The 19,114-nt window shown below is 69.3% G+C and carries 15 protein-coding genes and 1 pseudogene; 8 read left to right on the top strand and 8 right to left on the bottom strand.

Features of this window, described 5'->3' with window-relative positions:
- Nucleotides 1–22: 22 nt before the first annotated feature.
- From KQY30_RS18335 to KQY30_RS18355, 5 genes are all read left to right on the top strand, one after another.
- Nucleotides 23–667, top strand: coding sequence for an RNA polymerase sigma factor (locus KQY30_RS18335; protein WP_217311141.1), 645 nt, complete (start codon nt 23–25; stop codon nt 665–667).
- The gene (locus KQY30_RS18340) at nt 664–1,695 is read left to right on the top strand and encodes a CU044_5270 family protein (protein WP_217307767.1); all 1,032 of its coding nucleotides are present in this window, start codon (nt 664–666) and stop codon (nt 1,693–1,695) included. The genes KQY30_RS18335 and KQY30_RS18340 overlap by 4 nt, the downstream gene beginning before the upstream one ends.
- A gap of 190 nt (nt 1,696–1,885) precedes the next feature.
- The gene (locus KQY30_RS18345) at nt 1,886–2,539 is read left to right on the top strand and encodes a peptidase inhibitor family I36 protein (RefSeq protein ID WP_217307768.1); all 654 of its coding nucleotides are present in this window, start codon (nt 1,886–1,888) and stop codon (nt 2,537–2,539) included.
- 282 nt (nt 2,540–2,821) lie between these two features.
- Nucleotides 2,822–6,682, top strand: coding sequence for a GDSL-type esterase/lipase family protein (locus KQY30_RS18350; RefSeq protein WP_254407199.1), 3,861 nt, complete (start codon nt 2,822–2,824; stop codon nt 6,680–6,682).
- Nucleotides 6,683–6,782: 100 nt separating this feature from the next.
- A complete protein-coding gene (locus tag KQY30_RS18355) occupies nt 6,783–7,190 on the top strand; it encodes a hypothetical protein (RefSeq protein WP_254407200.1) in 408 nt (135 codons plus the stop codon).
- Nucleotides 7,191–7,262: 72 nt separating this feature from the next.
- On the opposite strand, the gene KQY30_RS18360 is transcribed toward KQY30_RS18355, so the two are convergent.
- Both KQY30_RS18360 and KQY30_RS18365 read right to left on the bottom strand, forming a co-directional pair.
- The gene (locus tag KQY30_RS18360; protein ID WP_217307770.1) at nt 7,263–7,640 is read right to left on the bottom strand and encodes a nuclear transport factor 2 family protein; all 378 of its coding nucleotides are present in this window, start codon (nt 7,638–7,640) and stop codon (nt 7,263–7,265) included.
- Nucleotides 7,641–7,733: 93 nt separating this feature from the next.
- Nucleotides 7,734–9,248: an alpha/beta hydrolase gene (locus tag KQY30_RS18365; RefSeq protein ID WP_217307771.1), complete on the bottom strand. Its 1,515-nt coding sequence runs from the start codon at nt 9,246–9,248 to the stop codon at nt 7,734–7,736.
- 187 nt (nt 9,249–9,435) lie between these two features.
- On the opposite strand from KQY30_RS18365, the gene KQY30_RS18370 reads away from it, so the two are divergent.
- Nucleotides 9,436–10,542 carry an ABC transporter substrate-binding protein gene (locus KQY30_RS18370; RefSeq protein ID WP_217307772.1) on the top strand — a complete coding sequence of 369 codons (1,107 nt, stop codon included), beginning with the start codon at nt 9,436–9,438 and terminating at the stop codon, nt 10,540–10,542.
- Nucleotides 10,543–10,610: 68 nt separating this feature from the next.
- Here the strand turns inward: KQY30_RS18370 and KQY30_RS18375 are convergent, their stop codons facing one another.
- A complete protein-coding gene (locus tag KQY30_RS18375) occupies nt 10,611–11,213 on the bottom strand; it encodes a chloramphenicol phosphotransferase CPT family protein (protein ID WP_254407620.1) in 603 nt (200 codons plus the stop codon).
- A 114-nt stretch (nt 11,214–11,327) separates the two neighbouring features.
- A pseudogene (locus tag KQY30_RS37465) lies at nt 11,328–11,828 on the bottom strand (SMI1/KNR4 family protein); the annotation flags it as partial.
- A 197-nt stretch (nt 11,829–12,025) separates the two neighbouring features.
- Between KQY30_RS37465 and KQY30_RS18380 the strand changes: the two are divergent.
- A complete protein-coding gene (locus KQY30_RS18380) occupies nt 12,026–12,991 on the top strand; it encodes an NAD(P)-dependent oxidoreductase (RefSeq protein ID WP_217307773.1) in 966 nt (321 codons plus the stop codon).
- Nucleotides 12,992–13,116: 125 nt separating this feature from the next.
- On the opposite strand, the gene KQY30_RS18385 is transcribed toward KQY30_RS18380, so the two are convergent.
- Together KQY30_RS18385 and KQY30_RS18390 are read right to left on the bottom strand one after the other, a co-directional pair.
- Entirely contained in the window at nt 13,117–14,229 is a 1,113-nt protein-coding gene (locus tag KQY30_RS18385) for a DegT/DnrJ/EryC1/StrS aminotransferase family protein (protein WP_217307774.1), read from the bottom strand.
- Between the two features lie 167 nt (nt 14,230–14,396).
- Nucleotides 14,397–15,599 carry a winged helix DNA-binding domain-containing protein gene (locus tag KQY30_RS18390; protein WP_217307775.1) on the bottom strand — a complete coding sequence of 401 codons (1,203 nt, stop codon included), beginning with the start codon at nt 15,597–15,599 and terminating at the stop codon, nt 14,397–14,399.
- A gap of 205 nt (nt 15,600–15,804) precedes the next feature.
- Between KQY30_RS18390 and KQY30_RS18395 the strand changes: the two genes are divergently transcribed.
- Nucleotides 15,805–16,518, top strand: a complete 714-nt coding sequence (locus tag KQY30_RS18395; protein WP_217307776.1) for a trans-aconitate 2-methyltransferase — start codon at nt 15,805–15,807, stop codon at nt 16,516–16,518.
- A 257-nt stretch (nt 16,519–16,775) separates the two neighbouring features.
- Here KQY30_RS18395 and KQY30_RS18400 read toward each other — a convergent pair whose 3' ends face one another.
- Both KQY30_RS18400 and KQY30_RS18405 read right to left on the bottom strand, forming a co-directional pair.
- Nucleotides 16,776–17,957 (bottom strand): macrolide family glycosyltransferase, encoded by a 1,182-nt coding sequence (locus KQY30_RS18400; RefSeq protein WP_217307777.1) that lies wholly within the window; start codon nt 17,955–17,957, stop codon nt 16,776–16,778.
- Nucleotides 17,954–18,976 (bottom strand): NADP-dependent oxidoreductase, encoded by a 1,023-nt coding sequence (locus tag KQY30_RS18405; RefSeq protein ID WP_217307778.1) that lies wholly within the window; start codon nt 18,974–18,976, stop codon nt 17,954–17,956. Before KQY30_RS18405 ends, KQY30_RS18400 begins: the two co-directional genes overlap by 4 nt.
- Nucleotides 18,977–19,114: the final 138 nt, after the last annotated feature.

Here is a 19,114-nt window from a genome sequence, read left to right on the forward strand (position 1 = left end):
CGATCGGGCTGTGCGGACACTAATGGGTGTGAAGTCTTCACTGAACGAGCGGGTCCGAGCCGGTGAGCGTGAAGCGTTCGCCGAGATCTTCGATCAACATGCGCGTGTGGTGTACGCCCACGCCGTCCGGACCACGGGCGATTGGGCCGCGGCTGAAGACGTGATGTCACTCACCTTCCTCGAAGCCTGGCGGCTACGCCACAAGCTCCGCGGTGAGGTCGTCAGCGTACGGCCCTGGTTGCTGGGCATCGCCACCAACGTGCTGCGCAACTCCGCACGAGCGGCACGCCGGCACAGCAAGGCGATGTCGCGTCTGTCGCCCGCGGACATCCACCCCGATTTCGCGGACGAAGTGGTCGGACAACTCACGGATACGCAACGCCTGGCGGCGGCAGCCAAAGCGCTGAGCCGGCTCAAGCGAAGTGAGCGCGAAGTGTTCGCGCTGGTCGTGTGGTCAGGGCTGAGTTATTCGGCGGCGGCCGATGCGCTCGGAGTACCGACAGGAACGATCCGCTCCAGGCTCTCGCGTGCCCGGAACAAGCTGCGCCAGATGGTCGAAGCGGAGTTGCGTTCCGGCATGGACACGGCGGAACCGGAACCCGTCAGCGGACAGCCCCTGAAGGGCACAGCACCTGAAGCCCCTTCATACCGGAGGAAGACGCGATGAATTCTGAACAATCCGAAATGGTCGAGCGAGCCGACGCGGAAGCCGTATTGCCGCCCGCTCCGTACCCGGTTCCGACGCCTGCCGCCTTTCACTTGCACAAGCAGAACCTGCTCCTGGAGATCGACCGCCGGAGCAGCCCGAGTGCTCCCCGGCCAACCCGCACCCGGCGGCGTGTCGTGATTGCCCTTGCCTCCGCGGCAGTCGCATGCGCCGCCTTCGCCGCGGTCGTACTGCCCAACATCGGTACTGCCCCGGCGCCGGAAGCGCTGCCTGCATCAACGGCATCGGTTCAGCTCCTGGAGCGGGCGGCTCTTGTCGCTGTAGCGAATCCCGCTGCGCCGCCACGAGCCACGCAATTCACGTACGTGAAAGTGACCGGGCACACCACCGCTCTGTCCGAGAACGAAGACGGAACGATGGAACGGTTGCCACAGGACGAAAGCTACGAACAGTGGACATCCGTGGACGGTAGTGCTCGCACCATGCAGCGCAAGGACGGCAGCGGCGAAAATCTCCTGGACGCCCCGGGGCGAGGCAACCTCAATTTGCCCACCTACCAGTTTTTGGCGCGGCTTCCCACCGAACCGGGCGCCCTGCTCAAACTCATCTACCAGGACGCGAACCTGAATCACGGACCGAGCTCGGACTCCACCACCGGGCCGGACCAGGAGGCTTTCGTCATCATCGGCGATCTGCTCCGGGCTTCGATTGCCCCGCCGGAGGTCAGCGCGGCCCTTTACCGTGCAGCCGCTCGCATTCCCGGTGTCATCACGGTCCCGAATTCGGTGGACGCCGTCGGCCGTCACGGTGTCGCAGTCGCTCGCGTGCACAACGGTGAACGAATTGAGTGGATCTTCGACAAGAAGACCATGCGCCTGCTTGGTGAACGCACGGTGCTGCTCGAAGACAACGCCTGGGGCAAGGCCGGTACGGCGGTGACTTCGACGGCCATCACGGGCAGCGGTATCGCTGACGAGGCGGGTCAGTTGCCCACCGGCTCCATCCAGGACAGCAGCTCGGACACGTGATCCGTGCGCGTCACGCAGGCAGAGTTCCGACGAAATGAAATACCCCATATGAACGTCATGTCCCTTGGGGGCGCAAGACCTCCTTACTTGCCAATTGTTGGCTGATTCACGGATGAGTGATGACGCCGAATGTGACCCTCCCGTTGACTGACGACTGATCGCAGTCATCTCGTCACACTGGAGAGTCGTCATGGGTATCGCACGTGTCGCAGTCACCCTCACGGCGGCGGCCTGCGCCGTCGTCGTAGGTATGACAACAGCGGTCGCCTCTCCCGCTTCGGCACCGGAGCCTGAGGTCGGCATCCTCACTCCCGAGGCCGAGGCGGAAGTGAACGCGCGGCTCGAACAGAGCAAGCCCGTCATCGCCCTTTACAAGGGCAGACAGATCAACCTGGCCGACGGCTGGCAAGGCGCCCAGGCCTGCACCGAAGTCCCCAGTGGCAAGGTCTACTGCTACGACAGCACCGAGGAAGCGGATGCGGCGCTTCCCACAATCGACCCGTCAGCGGCCGCCCGGAAGCTCCCCGGCGCCGCATTTGGTCCTACGGCTTTCAGTGACTGCTCCTCGCCCTACTTCTGCCTGTTCGAAAGCGGGAACGGAGCCGGCCGCAGACTTCAGTGGTCTGCCGACGGCACGAAGCAGTTGGCTGACTGGGACTTCAGGGACAAGGCCAGTTCCGCATGCGTCGTCCGTCCCCTCGGTGGCGCGCTGGTCTACGACGCCCGGACCGGCCTGCCCGACCCGTACATGGCTCTGGGGAACCTTGCCTGTTACAACTTCATCGATGTCGGCTATCCGACCGGTGGGAGCTGGAACGACAAGGCCGACTACGTAGAACTGTAACCAGCTCGGCTGCAAGGGCCCTGCCCGAAGCCGGGCAGGGCCCTTGCGCGCCGTGACTGCCGGATTCAACGGCATAAACGTCCGGATTCCCGATCCACACGCGAGGAGGCAAAAAAATTGAGACGGATCAACAGACTCAGATCTGCCCGCGTCGCGCTCAGTTGCGCAATCGCCGCCGCCTTATCCATCGGCGCGGCAACACAGTCATATTCCGTTTCGCAGCAACCGACGCCATCACCTGGCGCTGCCGAGGGGTGGTCCGATACCCCCGCATCCCCGGTGGTGGCGGACGAGGCCGGCCACAAGGACCGTGTTCCGGTCGAGCGGCGCGGCAAGGTTCTCGGCGCCGGTTACGCCCGGTCGTCCGATACCGCGTGGACCACCATCGGTGACGCCACCGGCTTCCATCTGCTGATCGCCGACGAGGCGGACGGCTACCGCTGGAAGACCGCCGCGTCCCTTGCCGAACCCGCGTTCTCCGACACCGATACCTGGATCGGCAACGCGTGCGTCACCGCCTCCGGTGACCGCGCACTCGTCGCCTACGCGCCGCGCACGTTCACCAACAAGCCCGACCTGATGGCCCGGGGCGCGTTCACGGCCACGGTCGATCTGACCACGGGTACCGTGACCAAGCTGCCGTACCAGGCGAGCCTCGCCTACTTCTCACCCGGCTGCGGCGACGGCGAGCAGGCTGTTCTGTCGCAGTTCACCGACGAAAGGACGTCGGACAGGAACGAGACGCGGCTGATCGGTATCGATACCCGTACCGGCGACACGTCCATGTCGGTCACGGTGAAGGGGCAGATCACCTCCGCGGTCCCGACCCGCGACGGCATCGTCGCCGCACAGGGCAACGCGATCGTGCGGATCGGCGAAGGCGGGACATCCAGGCTGATCACGCGTACGGAGAACACCCCCTTCAACCTGTCCGTGACGAAGGACGGCGGGCTCGCCTTCCTGGACCGCCGGAACGACGGCAAGGCAGCCAAGGGCGAGAGCACCGCTGCCGAGGCCGCGTCCGCCGGTCAGACATCCAGGGTCAAGTATCTGAGTGGCGGGCAGGCCAGGGGACAGGCCACGAAGGCCCGGACGGTCGCCGAGGGCAGTTTGACCGGCATGGACCTCGCCCGCGCCGCCGACGGGACGGCGATCATCACCGGCTCGGCGAAGAACCTCGGAGATCTGCCCGAGGACGTACGGAACCCGGGCGGGATCACCAAGGACTCCACCGCGTCCACCACGGGCCGTGCCTTCGTGAATGCCGCGTGGGCCGACGGCAAGGACACCCGGATACGTGAGTCCGAGTACGACACCGCGCGTACGGTCCGCGTCGAGCTGCACCACCTGCCCACCGGTAGTGACCCGGTGTTCGAGGCCAGTCCGGCGGCGTCCCCGGTCAGCCCCGACCCGGCCGATGGGCTGGACCGCTCCCCGGCCCTCGGCGCCACCCCCGCCGGAGGCGGTAGCGGTACGGGCAGTGGCAGGGCGACGCGGCTGGACATCTCCGAGCCGGAGTCGCAGCGCACCTGCGCGGTGGAGCGGGGCAACCCGCAGAAGCAGGCGTTCCAGCCGAAGCCGCGGCAGATCGAGTGGGCCGTCAACAGGGCCATCGAAGGCACGCTGGACGGCCATGTCTCCCGGCCCGCCAACTGGAAGAACATGGGTATGGGCGCCTACCGGCCCCAGTCCCTGGTCGGCGGCCTCACACCTCTCGCCGGAGGCGGGCGTATCCCGGCACAGATATTCCTCGGCATCACCGCCCAGGAGTCCAACATGTGGCAGGCCACCCGCTTCGCCGCACCAGGCACCACCGCCAACAGCCTCATCGGCAACTACTACGGGCTGAAGCACGATGAGCACGGTCAGGTGGACGATCCGTGGGCCATCAACTGGCAGGCCGCAGACTGCGGTTACGGTATTACGCAGGTCACCGACGGAATGCGGCTGCCCGGCAAACCGTACGAGGACGGGGAGGTCCGGCCGTCCAAGCCGCGCGCTTACCAGGAAGCCGTCGCGTTGGACTACACCGCGAACGTCGCCGCCGGCGTGAACATCCTCGCCGAGAAGTGGAACACGACTCGCGCCGAGGGTCTCACCGTCAACAACGGTGACCCGAAGGGCCTTGAGAACTGGTTCTTCGCCCTGTGGGCCTACAACTCCGGCTACTACCCCCAGGCCGACGCCGGGCAGAACGACGGCAAGTGGGGCGTGGGCTGGGCCAACAACCCCGCCAACCCGACGTACAGGCCCAACCGCACCCCGTTCCTGGAGAACGCCGTGGGCGGTGACGACTACTCCCATGCCGCCACGCCGCAGTACTGGCCGTACCCGGAGAAGGTCATCGGCTGGGCCGCGCGCCCGCTGGAGGCCCTTGAGGCACCGGGCACGCTCGTCCACGGTTACCGGCCCGCGTGGTGGACCCAACCCGTCTACCGCACCACCGCCAAGCCGCCGGTCGGCCTGTTCTGCGACAACTCCAACGAGTGCGATCCGTCGAAGATCAAGGAAGGCTCGTCGAACGACTCCCCTCAGCAGGGGCCGTGCCAGCGTACGGACTGGAAGTGCTGGTGGAACGGCAAGGTCGAGTGGAAGCAGTGCCAGTTCGATCAGTGCGGATTCGAGCTGTTCCGCTTCAACAACACCTATCCGGAAGAGGCGGACGGCACTTCTCACCCGCCGCGATGCAACTCGGGGCTCCCGATCGGCACGCCGATCGTCGACAACGTGAACACGGGTCAGCCGCTCGCGGGCACCGACTTCCGGCGGTGCACGGACACCGCGCAGTCATCCGGTTCGTTCAGGTTCGACTTCGCTTCGGCTTCGGCGAAGATGGACACCCATCAGCTCGGCGTGGGATACGGAAACCACGTCTGGTTCTCCACCACACGCAAGGCAGCCTCCGCCGAAGCGGCCAGACTGAAGGTCACCGGTACATGGACCGCGCCCAGTTCCGTGCAGGGCTGGACCCGGGTCCTGGTCCATATGCCGAACGTCGCCGCACGGTCCCAGCAGGCGAAGTACACGGTCTCGGGCACCAACTCCTCTTCTCCGCACCGTGTCGCCCCTCAGCGCATCCGCAGCAACGAGTGGCGGTCGCTCGGCGTCTTCAACTTCACCGGAACCCCGTCGGTGGCCCTGTCCAACATCACCGAAGAGGGTGTGGGGGTGGATATCGCCTGGGATGCCGTCGCCTTCCAGAGGCTCGCGTCCAAGCCGACTCAGGTGGTTGCCATGGGGGACTCCTTCGCCTCCGGTGAAGGAGCTGACACCGCGGACGGCAAGGACTACTTCCGCGAGACGGACTACACCGAAGACATCGGTTCGGACGAGGTGACCAACAAGTGCCACCGTTCCAAGCAGGCCTGGATCCGGCAGGCGACCCTGCCCGGGAAATCTCTGTCGATCGGTGAGATCTCCGACGGCTACGGCGACGTCGATCTGAGCTTCATCGCCTGCTCGGGTGCTCGCACCTACAACATCTGGTCGGGCGGACTGAACCAGCAGAACTCACTGCCACAGATCGACCTCGGTTACCTCGACACGAACACGGATCTCGTCACCATCGCCATCGGCGGTAATGATTCCCTGTTCACCGACGTCATTCAGGAATGTATCTTCAAAGCAGGACTGAAACTGTGCCAGGACGCCGAGTTCGAGAAGTCGGATCCGGACACGGGAGCCAAGACCGGTGAAATGAGCGGACCGCTCAAGGACTTCATGCCGGGATGGATCACCGAGCAGACCAAGCCCCGGATCACGAAGGTCCTCAATCAGATCAAGAACCGTGCGCCGAACGCCAGGATTGTTCTTGTCGGCTACCCCAAACTCCTCACCGGGCTCGGCAGTTGCATTCCGGGTATCGGAAGTGAAGAAGCACCCTGGCTGAACGACGAGATCGCCCCGCACCTGACCAGGGAGATGGCCGCCGCTGCCGCTGCGGCCGGCGCCGAGTTCGTTGACCCCGGACCGGACTTCATGGGCAAGGCGATCTGTGGTGACCCCGAGTCGATCCATGGCATCGTCAGCACCGGTCGCTCCGAGGCGGACAACTCGCCCCCGCAGCCGTCGATGAAGTCATTCCACCCGAAGATCAGCGGTGCCCGGCTCTACGCCAATGCGCTCGAACGTACTCTGAACTGACTTCGTGCGCACCAACGAGTGATCACCGTCTGGAGGAGGCCGGTGAGCCCCATCGGAACGTATTGGGGCACACCGGCCTTTAGAGGCAAAGGTTCTGTCTGTGAATTATGTGAGACACGCCAAAGGCGGCCTCAGTGTTGTCGTCGCCACTGCCGTCTGCCACTCCCTTATGAGCAACGGCTACGGGTGGGCACGCGAGGCCGAAACCGACAGCGGGGGCACCATGTTCTCCGGGGCCTTCGAATTCCTTCTTGTCACGGCCGCTTCCTGGGTTCTCATGCCGCTCCTGCTGTGGGCCGGTATGCGTCTGCTGCGGGAAACCGGCAACCTTGTCCTCATCCTTGTCGGCGGGGCCGCCTGGCTCATGGTCTCCGGGTACTTCATCGACGACATCGACCGCGCGGGCGGCCACATGCCGATCCCCGCGCTCGTCGCATACGTTCTCCTGGGCACGGCATTGGCCGGTGCCGGAACGACACCGACCGAGGGTGCGGGGCGGTCCACCTGAGACCGTGTCCTACGTGGTGAGGCGGACGTTGACCGGGCGGCGGTCTCCAGGGCCGTAGCGGTTCGAGGGGGCTCAGATGCGCTGGACGTAGGGGGCTCGCCATGTGGGGGAGGGGTCTGTGCCGGGTTCTGTCCAGTATTCACGGCCGCTGGTGATCCGCTCGTTGTGAACGGTCCAGAAGGAGGCGACTCGGTGGATGCCCATCGTGTCGTGAGGGACCTCGACCTCCGAGACGACTTCGTTTCCGGACGACACGATGCGCAGGACGTTGATCGACCAACCCTCCGGGTACTCCGCGTTGATGCGCAGGTAGTTCTCGCGGCCCAGGATGCGTTCACCGCTGACCGGCCACTCCACGACCACGTCGTCCGCCAGCAGCTCGCCGACCCCTGCCCAGTCACGGTCCTGCATGCGGTCCCAGAGCAGCCGAACAGTTTTCGAAGGTTCCATGACCACATCCTGCACCGCACCACTGACAGTGATTCGTCCTCGGCTGCGGTCGCGACGAGCCTGACGGTCCGAGCGGCCGGGTCTCCGAAGCCGTCAGCCCGCGGGTGTCGCTGGGCGTGGGGTGCCTGTGACGTGGGTCGTGGGCTCCGGGGGCAGAGTGCCGTGCAGTAGGTAGTCGGTTACCCACGCGTCCACCGACGCGTTGCCGCCCAGCGCGTAGATTTCGTGGGCGCCGGAGTCGACCACCCGGATCAGGCGGTGGCCCAGCCGTTCGGCCATGACTCGGGCGCCCTCGTGGTGGTCCAGGGGGTCGCCGTCCGCCTGGACGATGATGCCTGTCGGGTATCCGCCCGGCTGTACGCGGGTGGTCGGCTCGGGCGGGGTGAACGTACGGAACGTACCCACCCACGGCTGCGCCCGCATCACCCCGAGGCCGTACGGGCAGCGCTCCCGGAAGTCGCGCATCGCCGCGTAGTACTGGCGGGGGTCGGACGGCCAGTCCGTCTCGCTGGTGACCGCTTCGAGCACCGCCTCGCGCCGGGTGCCGGCCGGGGTGCCGGGGCGCCACTCCGCCTGGCCGGCGAGCAGTTCGCCCGCCTTCGCCGTGTCGCCGGCCCGCGCGGCGCGCAGCAGTTCGCCGACCAGGCCGCCGAGCGTGGCCCAGCGCGAACGGTCGGCGGCGAGCGAGCCCATGAGCATGTCGAACGAGGTACGCAGGGCCCGGCCGCCGTCCAGCGCGGCGAGTGCCGACGCGGTCGCCTCGACCGTGGCGACGACCGCGCCGGGGCCCGTACCGAGACCGAAGGCCGAGGGCCGTTCGCCGGCCCATCCCGCCCACGCGTCCACGTTCTCCCGGCTCGCCTCCGCCTGCGACATGAACTGCTCGCGCCAGTCCCAGTCCGGGTGGACGCACGAGTCCAGGACACTGCGGTCCAGCCGGTCGGCGAACATCGTGCCGTACACCGCGCCCAGCAGCGTCCCGTACGCCCAGCCGACGAAGCTCAGCCGCTCCTCGCCGAGCACGGCCCTGATCAGATCCATGTCGCGCGCGTTGTTCCTGGTGGAGATGTACGGGCGCAGCTCGCCGCCCGCGCGCCGGCAGCCCTCCTCGCGCTCCCGCATGTCCGCGGCGAGCGCGTCGAACACCGAGTCCGGCGGACGCGAGTCGAACGGTACGGTCACCGGGCTGTCCTCGCCCTCCAGCCGGGTGGAGGCGCCCGTTCCGCGCGGGTCGAAGCCGATGAGGTCGTACGACTCGCCCAGCGGAGTCGCGGCGGCGAGCCGGGCGGGCAGTCCGCGGCCGATGCCGTGGTCGCCGCCGGGGCCGCCGTTCAGCGACAGCAGAATGCCCCGGCGGGCCGGACCGGGACCGGTGGCCCGGATACGGCTCAGGGCCAGGGTGATGCGGGGTCCTTCGGGCCGGGCGTAGTCGAGCGGCGCCTCGATCTCGGCGTACTCCAGCCGTCCGTGCAACCGTGCGTCCAGCGGACTGTCCAGCCGTCCGTCCAGCGGTCCGTGCGGGACCTCCGGGGACTGTGCCGGGGTCCACCGGGGGCGCTGTGCGAGGTACGCGGGCGCCGGGTTCGCGGTATCCATCCCACTCGTCATGGCCGTACCTTGCCGACGGCACCTTGAGGGGGGCTGGAGCGGTGTGCCTGTACGCGCCGTGCGCGGGGTGAAGCCGACCGTCGCCCGGGGCCTGGTGAGACCTGGCAGCGCGGCGAACAAAAATCGGTTGCCTGTTGGTGATGGTCGTGATTCCAATGACCGCATCGTTCCAGGGGAGACGCCACCGATGAACACGCCAACGCCAACGTCGCCGCCGCTGGCACCGTCGTCCGTCCGCCTGGGCGTTCTCGTTCCGCTGACGCGGCCCGGCTGGGTCGAGGCGGGCCGGCACCTGCTCGCGGGACTCGACCTGGCCGTTCGCGAGGTCAATGACGCCGGCGGGATCGGCGGCAGACCACTGGAGCTGGTGGTACGGGACACCGCGGCCGATCCGGCGCGGGCCGCGGCGGCCGTGGAGGAACTGGCCGGCCTGGGCGTGGCCGCCGTGGCGGGCGAGTACCACAGTGTCGTCGCCCGCGCCGCCGCCGCCCGCGCCGCCGCCCTTGGGGTGCCGTTGCTGTGCTCGTCGGCGGTGCTCGACGGGCTCACCGAGGAGCCGACGGAGTGGGTCGCGCGCCTGGCCCCGGCTCAGTCCCACGGCTGGCGGATCTACGCGGACTTCCTCCTCGGCGCGGGTCGGCGTCGGATCGCCGTCGTGACTCAGCCGAGTGTCTACTGGGCGTCCGGGACCCGCGTTCTGCGGGACCATCTCGTTCCCCGCGGCGGGACCGTCGTCGAACTCGACTCGAACGCGTTCACGCCGGAGGCGCTGTGCGACGCGCTGGTCGAACGCGGCGCGACGGCGCTCCTCCTGCTGGTCGGCTCTCCGGAGCCGGCGGTGCCGATCGTCAGGGCCGTCCGGGGCGACCGGCGGCTCGCGGAGATCCTGATCGGCGCGCCGGCCGGACAACCGGAGTTCGCCGGATGGGCCGCGGCGCTGGGCGACGACGGCGCCGGGATCCCGTTCCTCCGCTACTTGCCCGAGCGCCTCGGTCCGCTCGGCGAACGCGTCGGGAAGCAGCTTCGCGAGCGGCTGGGCGAGGCGCCCTCCTTCGTCGCCTACGAGGGCTGGGACACCGTCGCCGTCCTCGCCGAGGTGCTGCGTTCGCGTGGTACGGACCGGGCGGCCATCGCCGCGTCATGGCCGCGCGTGGCGGTCGAGGGCACCCGCGGGCCGATCCGGTTCTCCCGCACGCCGGGCATCAGCGTCTGGCAATGGGCCTGGCCACCGATCCACGTCGCCGACCGGGACCCGACGGAACCCGACCGCTTCCGGATCCTGCACGCGGGCTGAGAGAGCGGGGCATCCGGTGGATGCGGCGGCCGCGGTCGTACGGGTCAAGGGCGGGCTCGACGACAGTGTCAGGCTTCAGACGCCGACCTCATACGTTCAAACGCGGTCGGGGTCGTCCGCCGGCCAAGGAACTCCTTGATCTTCCGGGCGCACTCGGCCGGGCTCGAACTGGCCGTATCGCACTCGATGTCATAGACGCCATGGGCGTGGACGCGGTCGAACTGGCGGGCGGCCAAGCCCGTCGGACGATCACCGCGCGCCTGCTCCCGGCGTTCCAACTCCGGCAAGGGGCAATGTACTCCGACGAGGACGACATCCTGAGGGGCGAACAGAGCCAGGCAGTCCTGGAGGCGCCACGGCTCGCTCAGGACATGGTCCACGACGACGGTGTTGCCTGCCGCGGCCATGCCCGCGATCGCACGGTGAAATCCCATCCAGGTGCGCTTGAGCATGGCATTGAGCTGTTCCGGGGGCATCTCGGGTCCCGAGCGCATGGCGTGGAACGCGTCCACGGGCATGTGAAAGCACGGTTCGTCGAGGACTCCGACCAGTTCCCTGGCGATGCTCGACTTGCCCGAACTCGACGTGCCGTTCAGAAAGATGACCAGTCCGCCGGTTTCCTGCTCGGCTGCCGGTGAACCCGGTCGTTCGGGCTTGACGGGTTTCCACAGGGCCTCCCGGCCCGGGGGTGGTTCCCAGGCCAGGGCGCGGAGATCCAGCAGGCCCGGTCCCACGCCGTCCGTCAACGCCGGGGTCTCCAGGCAGTCCGCCATTTCTTCCAGATACGTCGTCAGTGACTCGTACCGCGGTGTGCGGTCCCTGTACCGGTCCCAGTGGCCGATCCGGCCGGTCTCGGCGTCCAGGAAGAGGCCCGAGCTGTGATCGGTGGCGCCGAAGGAGCAGATGGGGATCCAGGCGGGCCGCCAGAACGGGTATTCCGTGTCGCCGTCGGCGCGTTGGATATCCGTCATCATCTCGTACACGGAGACCAGCGACTCGAAGTTCATCAGCGCCCAGTCGCCGAGCATGAACGAGGCCCACGGCACGTCGTGCACGCCGGCGTGCCGCCCCCACAAAGCCCTCAGTCCCGGCGGTATCCGTACACCGATCCTGTCCTGTACCGCGGCGATCTCCGTCACGAGAGCGCCCGGGCGCAGCGCGGCCGACGTCCCGGGCGCGTACCGGTCGAGCCATGTCTCTATTCGCTGCCACGCGTCGGTGACCTGCCGTGCTTCAATCGCCGCCTGCTGCGCCTCCATCAGGCGATGCACCGTCGTGTCATCCATGACGGTCAACCTACCGATCCGCTCGGACAGCTCCGACGGGTCCGACGGGTCCGACGGGTCCGACGGGTCCGACGGGTCCGACGCGTGTTCGTCGCGGGTGTTCGTCGCGGGTGTCCAGGTGCGCTGCACCCGTGCTCAAGGTGCGTCGGGCAGTGTGGCCGCCCGACCGCGAAAACCCTTGTTCCGGGGGGACGTTCATGACCGACGACCGGGTACTCGTGCTCGGAGGCACCGGGTTTGTGGGGCGGGAGGTGTGCGCTGCCTTCGCGGCGGCGGGGCGTCGGGTGATCGCCGCGTCGAGGAATCCCGTACCGTCGCCCGCGCCGGGCAACCACCCCGGTGTCCGGGCCCTGCGGCTCGACCTCGGCGCCGTACCGGCCGCCCGCCTCGCCGGACTCCTGGACAGCGAGAAGCCCGGCACCGTCGTCAACTGCGTGGGCAGCATCTGGGGGCGTACCGCGCAGGACATGGTGCCGTCGATCGTCGCGCCCACCGAGCGGCTCCTCGAAGCGCTGGCGCTCGCCGCCGTACGCCCGAGGCTGGTCCATCTCGGGTCCGTACTCGAATACGGGCCGGTCGCGCCCGGGACGACCGCGCGCGGTCCGGCCAGGCCCGACACCCCGTACGGCCAGGCGAAACTCGCCGCCACCGAGGCGGTGCTCGCGGCGCACGCGGCGGGCACCGTCGACGCGCTCGTCCTGCGGATCGCCAATGTGGCGGGGCCCGGGACACCGGACATCAGCCTGCTCGGACAGGTGGCCGCGCGCCTCGCCACCTGGGACGGCGGGCCCGAGCCGGTCGTGGTCGAGCTGTCGCCGCTGCGCGCGCACCGCGACTACGTGGACGTACGGGACGTGGCCGACGCGGTCGTCGCGGCGGCCGGTACGTCACTGACGGGGCGGTGCGTCGACATCGGCCGGGGCGAGGCCGTGCCGGTGCGCGAGTTGGTCGGTCTTCTCGTGGCGGTCAGCGGGGTGCCGGTCCGGCTGGTCGAGACCGTACGGGACGAGCCGCGCGGCGGGGGCCCGGCGTCGGCGGACTGGATGCGGGTGGACAACGGACCGGCTGGGGAACTGCTCGGCTGGCGGCCCCGCAGATCGCTGGAGGACGCGGTACGGGCGTACTGGGAGCAGTACCCACGCGCCCGCGCCACAGCGATCTGAGCCCGACGACCGGCGCACGGTGGACTGGCGGTCCGCTGCGGACGGGCGGTCCGCTGTCGGCGGCCGGCCGTCGGTGGCTGGTCGTCCGCGCGTGCCCCCACCCGTACCGCCCGCACCCCCGCCGCTCACACCCCCCTCAGCACCCCACGCAGCACCTCGATCACCCGGTCCTGCACCGTGCGCGGGAGTGCCGGGTACATCGGGAGTGAGAAGATCTCGCCGGCCAGTCGCTCGGTGACCGGCAGCGAGCCCGTCGGTACGCCGAGGTGGCGGAAGCCGCTCATGGTGTGGACGGGCCACGGGTAGCTGATGTTGAAGTGGAAGCCGTGCGGCCGCAGCGCTTCCAGTACGGCGTCGCGGCGCGGATGGCGCACCACGTACACGTAGTGGACATGCTCGTTGCCCGGATTCGTGCGCGGCAGCGTCAGCTCCGCCAGATCGCCGAGGCCTTCCTCGTAACGCGCGGCCACGGCACGGCGGCCCTCGATGTACGTGTCGAGACGCGTGAGCTTGCGCCGCAGGATCTCGGCCTGCACTTCGTCGAGCCGGCTGTTGTGGCCGGGTGTCTCCACGACGTAGTAGCGCTCCTCCATGCCGTAGTACCGCAGGCGCCGCAGCCGACGCTCCACCTGGGCGTCGTCCGTGACGACCGCGCCTCCGTCGCCGTACGCGCCGAGGACCTTCGTCGGGTAGAAGGAGAAGGCGGCGGCGTCCGACATCGTGCCCGCCGTCCGCCCGCCCTGCCGGGCGCCGTGCGCCTGGGCGCAGTCCTCCAGTACGGCGAGGCCGTGGCGCTCGGCGAGGGCCGTCAGCGGGGCCATGTCGACGCACTGCCCGTACAGGTGGACGGGGAGCAGGGCCTTCGTACGGGGGGTGATGGCGGCCTCGACCTGGCTGACGTCCATGAGGTAGTCGTCCTCGTGGACATCGACGAACACCGGCTTCGCACCGGTCCCGTCGATGGCCACGACCGTGGGCGCCGCGGTGTTCGACACCGTGATGACCTCGTCGCCGGGCCCGATCCCCAGGGCCTGGAGACCGAGCTTGACCGCGTTGGTCCCGTTGTCGACGCCGACGCAGTGCGCCAGGCCGTGGTACGCGGCGAACTCCTCCTCGAACCCCCGGACGCTCTTGCCGAGCACGAGCTGCCCGGAGCCGAAGACCGTCTCGACCGCGTCCAGGAGATCGGCGCGCTCGTTCTCGTACTCCGGAAGGTAGTCCCACACGTAAGTGGTCATAGGGCGGTCGGCCTCCGCGGTAGTCGTCGTCGGGCGCACCACTGTCGGACACACCGTTGGACCGCCGCTCGACCCTCGCTGGAACGCCCCGTTTCGGTCCTCGGCCCAGAAGTGCTTGCCGGGGCCCAGAAGTGCTTGCCGGGACTCAAAGGTGCTTGCCGGGGGGCTCAGAGGTGCTTGCCGGTCTCGACGGCGCCGAGGGTCAGGGTCGGGGCGGCCTCCAGGATCTCGCCGACGCGCTCCGACTGGGCTTCCAGGTCGACCAGTTGACGCTTCGTCAGTTCCTGGAACGCCTCGACCGTGATGGCGACCCTGCGTCCGGAGCGCTTCTGGTGCCACACCCCGGACACCACCCCGCCGATGGTGACCACCTGCACGGTGCCGGCCTGCCCGCGGGTCAGGGCCCGTTCGGCGGCCTGCCCGGGGTAGACCCGCGCCCGCGGGTGGCTGCCCACCGCGTAGGCGTCGAAGTACGGCAGGAGCCGCAGCGCGTCCGGGTCGGCGCCGTCCGCACCGGCCTCCTCGTCCGCCAGCTCGAAGAGGGTCGTAGCCGCGCTCTCCCCGCTCTCCCCCTGCCCCACCGGCCGCAACTCGTCGCGCAGCGAGGCGAACAGCGCGCTCGCCCAGGGGCGCGGCGCGCTCAGCCACTGCGCGAAGTGCTGCGCGTTCGCCGGGCCGTAGGCGCGCAGATAGCGGCGCAGGACCTCGGCCTGGGCCGCTTCCGCGGCCATGGGGGTGAAACCGGGCAGCCACCGGTCCGGACTGGTGTACGTGACCTTCCGCCCCCGGTTCGGGCCGAAGCACAGCGCCCCCCGGTGCCCCGCGGTGTGCAGCGCCTGCCGCCAGCGCGGCCACATCCCGTCGAAGCCCGGGACGACCGGGTCGGCCGCCCAGTCCCCGAGCCGTGCGATCACCGCGTCGCTCAGCTCATCGACCGTGGGCGGCTCGCCCTCGCGCAGTACGTTCGCGACGGCGTCCACCACGGCATCGGTCTGCGCCTCGTCCATGCGGGCCGCCACGGGCATCCCGCCCGGAGGCATCGGCACGGCGGCCAGCGCGCCGGTCCACAGCGGGAGTTCGTGGGACGGCAGCAGATGCACCGTGCCGCGCGGCCCGAACGTCTTCACCAGGGTGCGGTCCTCCCACAGCGCCCGCCGTACGTCGGCACGGGTCGTCCCGGCCGTCCGTAACCCGATCGACAGCTCGGCCGCCGACATCACCTGCGCGTGCGCCCCGCACATCGCGCCCGCGACCGCCGGAATCCCCCCGGCGGCGGCCGGAACGTCCAGGCTGTGCCTGGCCAGACGCCGGGCGCGGACGCGCTGCCACGCCTCGTCCGGGACATCGGGCTGCTGCTCGGTGACGGCCATGTGCGGGGGTCCTCCTGGAAGGGCGTACGAGTGCCGCGACCGGCGCGACGTCGCCGGGAGGGCACGGGGTCGCCGGGGGCACGGGGTCGTGGGGCCAGCCTGCCATGCCCCGGGCGAGCCGCTCTCGACCCCGGGTCGACCGGCCCGTACGACCGTGTCCCGTACGGCAAGTCGCCGTGCCCCGCTCACCGTTCGAGGTGGTCCCATGTACGGCGCAGAAGCGGCCGCGATCTACGACCAGACGCACCGGGCCAGGGGAAAGGACTTCCTGGCGGAGGCGGAGACCGTACTCGACCGTGTCAGGACCAGGTCGAAGGCCTCCGGCTCGCTGCTCGACGTGGCCTGTGGCACCGGAGCCCATCTGGAGGTCTTCGGGCGGCACTTCGCCCGGGTGGAGGGCATCGACGTGTCCGAGCCGATGCTGGCCGTGGCCCGCGAGCGGCTGCCCGGGGTGCCCGTGTCCGTCGCCGACATGCGGAAGTTCGACCTCGGCAGGACCTATGACGTGATCACGTGCCTGTTCGCCTCGGTCGGCTATCTCGGCTCGGAGGCCGAACTGACGGCCGCCCTGCGGTGCTTCCACCGCCATCTCGCCCCCGGCGGTGCCGTGGCCGTCGAACCCTGGTGGTTCCCGGAGACGTTCCTGCCCGGCCATGTCGCCGCGGATGTGGTGGAGGTGCGGGGACGTACGGTCGCGCGGGTGTCGCACACCGTGCGGGACGGCGACGCGTCGCGGATGGAGGTGCACTATGTCGTGGCGGAACGGGCGGAAGGCGTCAGGTACTTCACCGAGACCCACCGCGCCACGCTGTTCTCGCGGGAGCAGTACGAGGGCGCGTTCCGCGAGGCGGGCTTCGCCGTCGAGTACGTGCCCGGCATCCAGAACGGCCGGGGACTGTTCCTCGCCGTCGCCGCCTGACACCGTCGGCCTGACACCCCCGCCCGACATCGCCCGCCCGGCTCGACGCGGGCCCGGCGGAAGTACACGACAGAAGCGCACGACAGAAGCGCACGGCGGAGGCGCACGGCTGCGGCATACGGCAGAGGCACACGTCAGAGGCCGGCCGCCCGCGGAATCCCGCGTGGCGGCCGGCCTCCGCGCACGTCCCGTACGCCGGACTCAGCCATCGAGCCCAGCCATCGGACTCAGCCGCTGGGCTCAGCCGTCGGCCTCAGCTACCCGGCCCTGCCATGGCGCTCCAGATGCGCGAGCATCTCGTCGGCGGCCCGGGCCGCTCCCCCCGCGTCCCGCACATGCTTGCGCATCCGCCCGACACCGTCCCGTACCTCCTGGTCCCCGTCCACCGCCGTCACGGTGTCCCGGATCAGCGAGGCCGTCACCTCGTCCCGGGACAGCACGGCCCCGAGATTCAGCGAGGTGATCTGATGGGCGAGCTGGTCGGTCTCACCCACCTGCGGGACGACCACCATCGGCACTCCCGCGTACAACGACTGCATGACCGTGCCCCAGCCGCCGTGGCAGACGAACACCTTGGTGTGCGCCAGCACCCCTTGTAGCGGCAGCCAGTCGTGCACCTCGACATGGCCGGGCAGCGGGCCGAGCGCCGCCCGGTCCACCCCCGGTCCCGTGATCAGCACGGTGTGCCAGGGCATTCCGGCGAACGCCTCGACACAGGTCCGGAAGAACTCCGGCTGCGCGTTGAAGCTCGTACCGAGCGAGATCAGCACAACCGGACGGCCGCTCGCCGGCGGCTCCCAGCGGGCCCGGAGGTCCCGCTCCCGCAGACACGGCCCGACGAACGCGAACCGCTCGTCGAACGTCTCCTGCTGGTACTGGAACTCCCGGGGTACGGACACCACACCGAGCGTCGCGGGATCGTCCACCAGCTCGTCGAACGACACATCGCCCACTCCGTGCAGCGCCCCGAACTCCCGCAGCTCCCGCTCGATCCGGTCGTACGCCTCCGCGCCGACCGCCTCCCGGGGAATGCTCCGGTTCGTCGGGGACACCGAGTAGAACTTCACGCCCGGCCGTCCCCACTTGCGGGTCAGGATCCCGCCGAGGAACTGTACGGAGATGTCGTACGCGAGGAGATCGGGCAGGTCGTCGCCGAAGTACGACTCGACGACCGGTGCCGTCGCGACGCCCTCACGGACATTGCCCAGCAGCACCCGCGCCAGCCAGTCCTCGGCGCCCGCCGGCACGATCTTCTGCGGGTCGATCGAGGAGGTGTACGGCAGGACCGTCGCCCCGGTGGAGGCGATCAGCTCCGCGTACTCGGCGGTCGCCGCGTAGGTGACCCGGTGCCCCCTGCGGACCAGTTCCTCCACCACACCGAGGGTGGGCGTGAGGTGACCGGTCGCCGGGATGTTGAAGAAGGCGATGTGCCGGCTCACGAGAACTTCACGACGAGGTTGCCGGTGTACTTGCCCGCGAGGAGATCGATGAGCGCCTGCGGAGCGGCTTCGAGACCGCCTTCCACCACGGACTGGGGCAGCACGAACCGCTCCTCCTTCAGCCACGTCGCGAAGTTCGAGTTCCACGCCCAGATCTGCTCGGGCGTGTGGTACGTCGCGAAGGGGCGGATGGAGATCTGCTTGACGATCGACGTCATGATGTCCAGCCGCGGGAACGCGCCGATGGAATCGCCGACCTGACCCGACAGCGCGCCGCACAGCGCGAACCGCGCGCCCGCCGAGGCGGCCTGGACCGCGGCCTCGAACTGCTCGCCGCCCACCGTGTCGAAGAAGACGTCGATGCCGTCCGGGGCCAGCTCGCGCAGCCGGTCGAGCACCGGTCCGTCGTGGTAGTCGAACGCCGCGTCGTAACCCAGCTCGTTCACCAGGTACTCCACCTTGGCCTTGCTGCCCGCCGCGCCGATGACCCGCTTGGCGCCACGGCACTTGGCGATCTGCCCGGCCAGCGAACCGACACCGCCGGCCGCGCCCGAGACGAACACCGTGTCGCCCTCGCCGACCTCCACGATGTCGACCATGCCGTGATAGGCGGTCGGCCCCTGGGTCAGGTAGTAGAGGGGGCTGGGGAAGGCGTCCGGGTCCAGCTTGAAGTAGTCACCGGCCGGGCCGGTGGAGTACTCCTTGAAGCCGTCCATGCCTTCGACGATGTCGCCGGGAGCCAGATCGGGGCTGTTGGACGCGACCACGACGCCGACGGCCGCACCCCACATCGGGGCGCCGATCTGGTAGCCCGGCATCGGCAGGCTCGGTTCCGGCTTCATCAGGTCCTGCATCACCGCGGCCAGTTGCAGGTACTGGTAGCGGACAAGGACCTCGCCCTCTCCGGGCTCGGCCACCGCGGCCTCGGCCAGCTCGAAGTTCGCGAGAGTCAGCGCGCCGTCCGGGTGAGCGGCCAGACGCACTTCCTTGGCCTTCGCGGGAATCTCTTCGGTGGTCATGGTGCCTTCCTGGTCGCGAACAACTATCCGAAGGACATCGTTCCGGGGTGTGCTCGAATCCCGCTTGAATCCGCGCGGCATGTCGCACACCGCGCGCCGGCCCCGCACCGGCCCCGTGTCGCCCCCCCCAGCGCCGGC

The organism is Streptomyces sp. GMY02 (assembly GCF_019056675.1).
GTDB lineage: Bacteria > Actinomycetota > Actinomycetes > Streptomycetales > Streptomycetaceae > Streptomyces > Streptomyces odonnellii.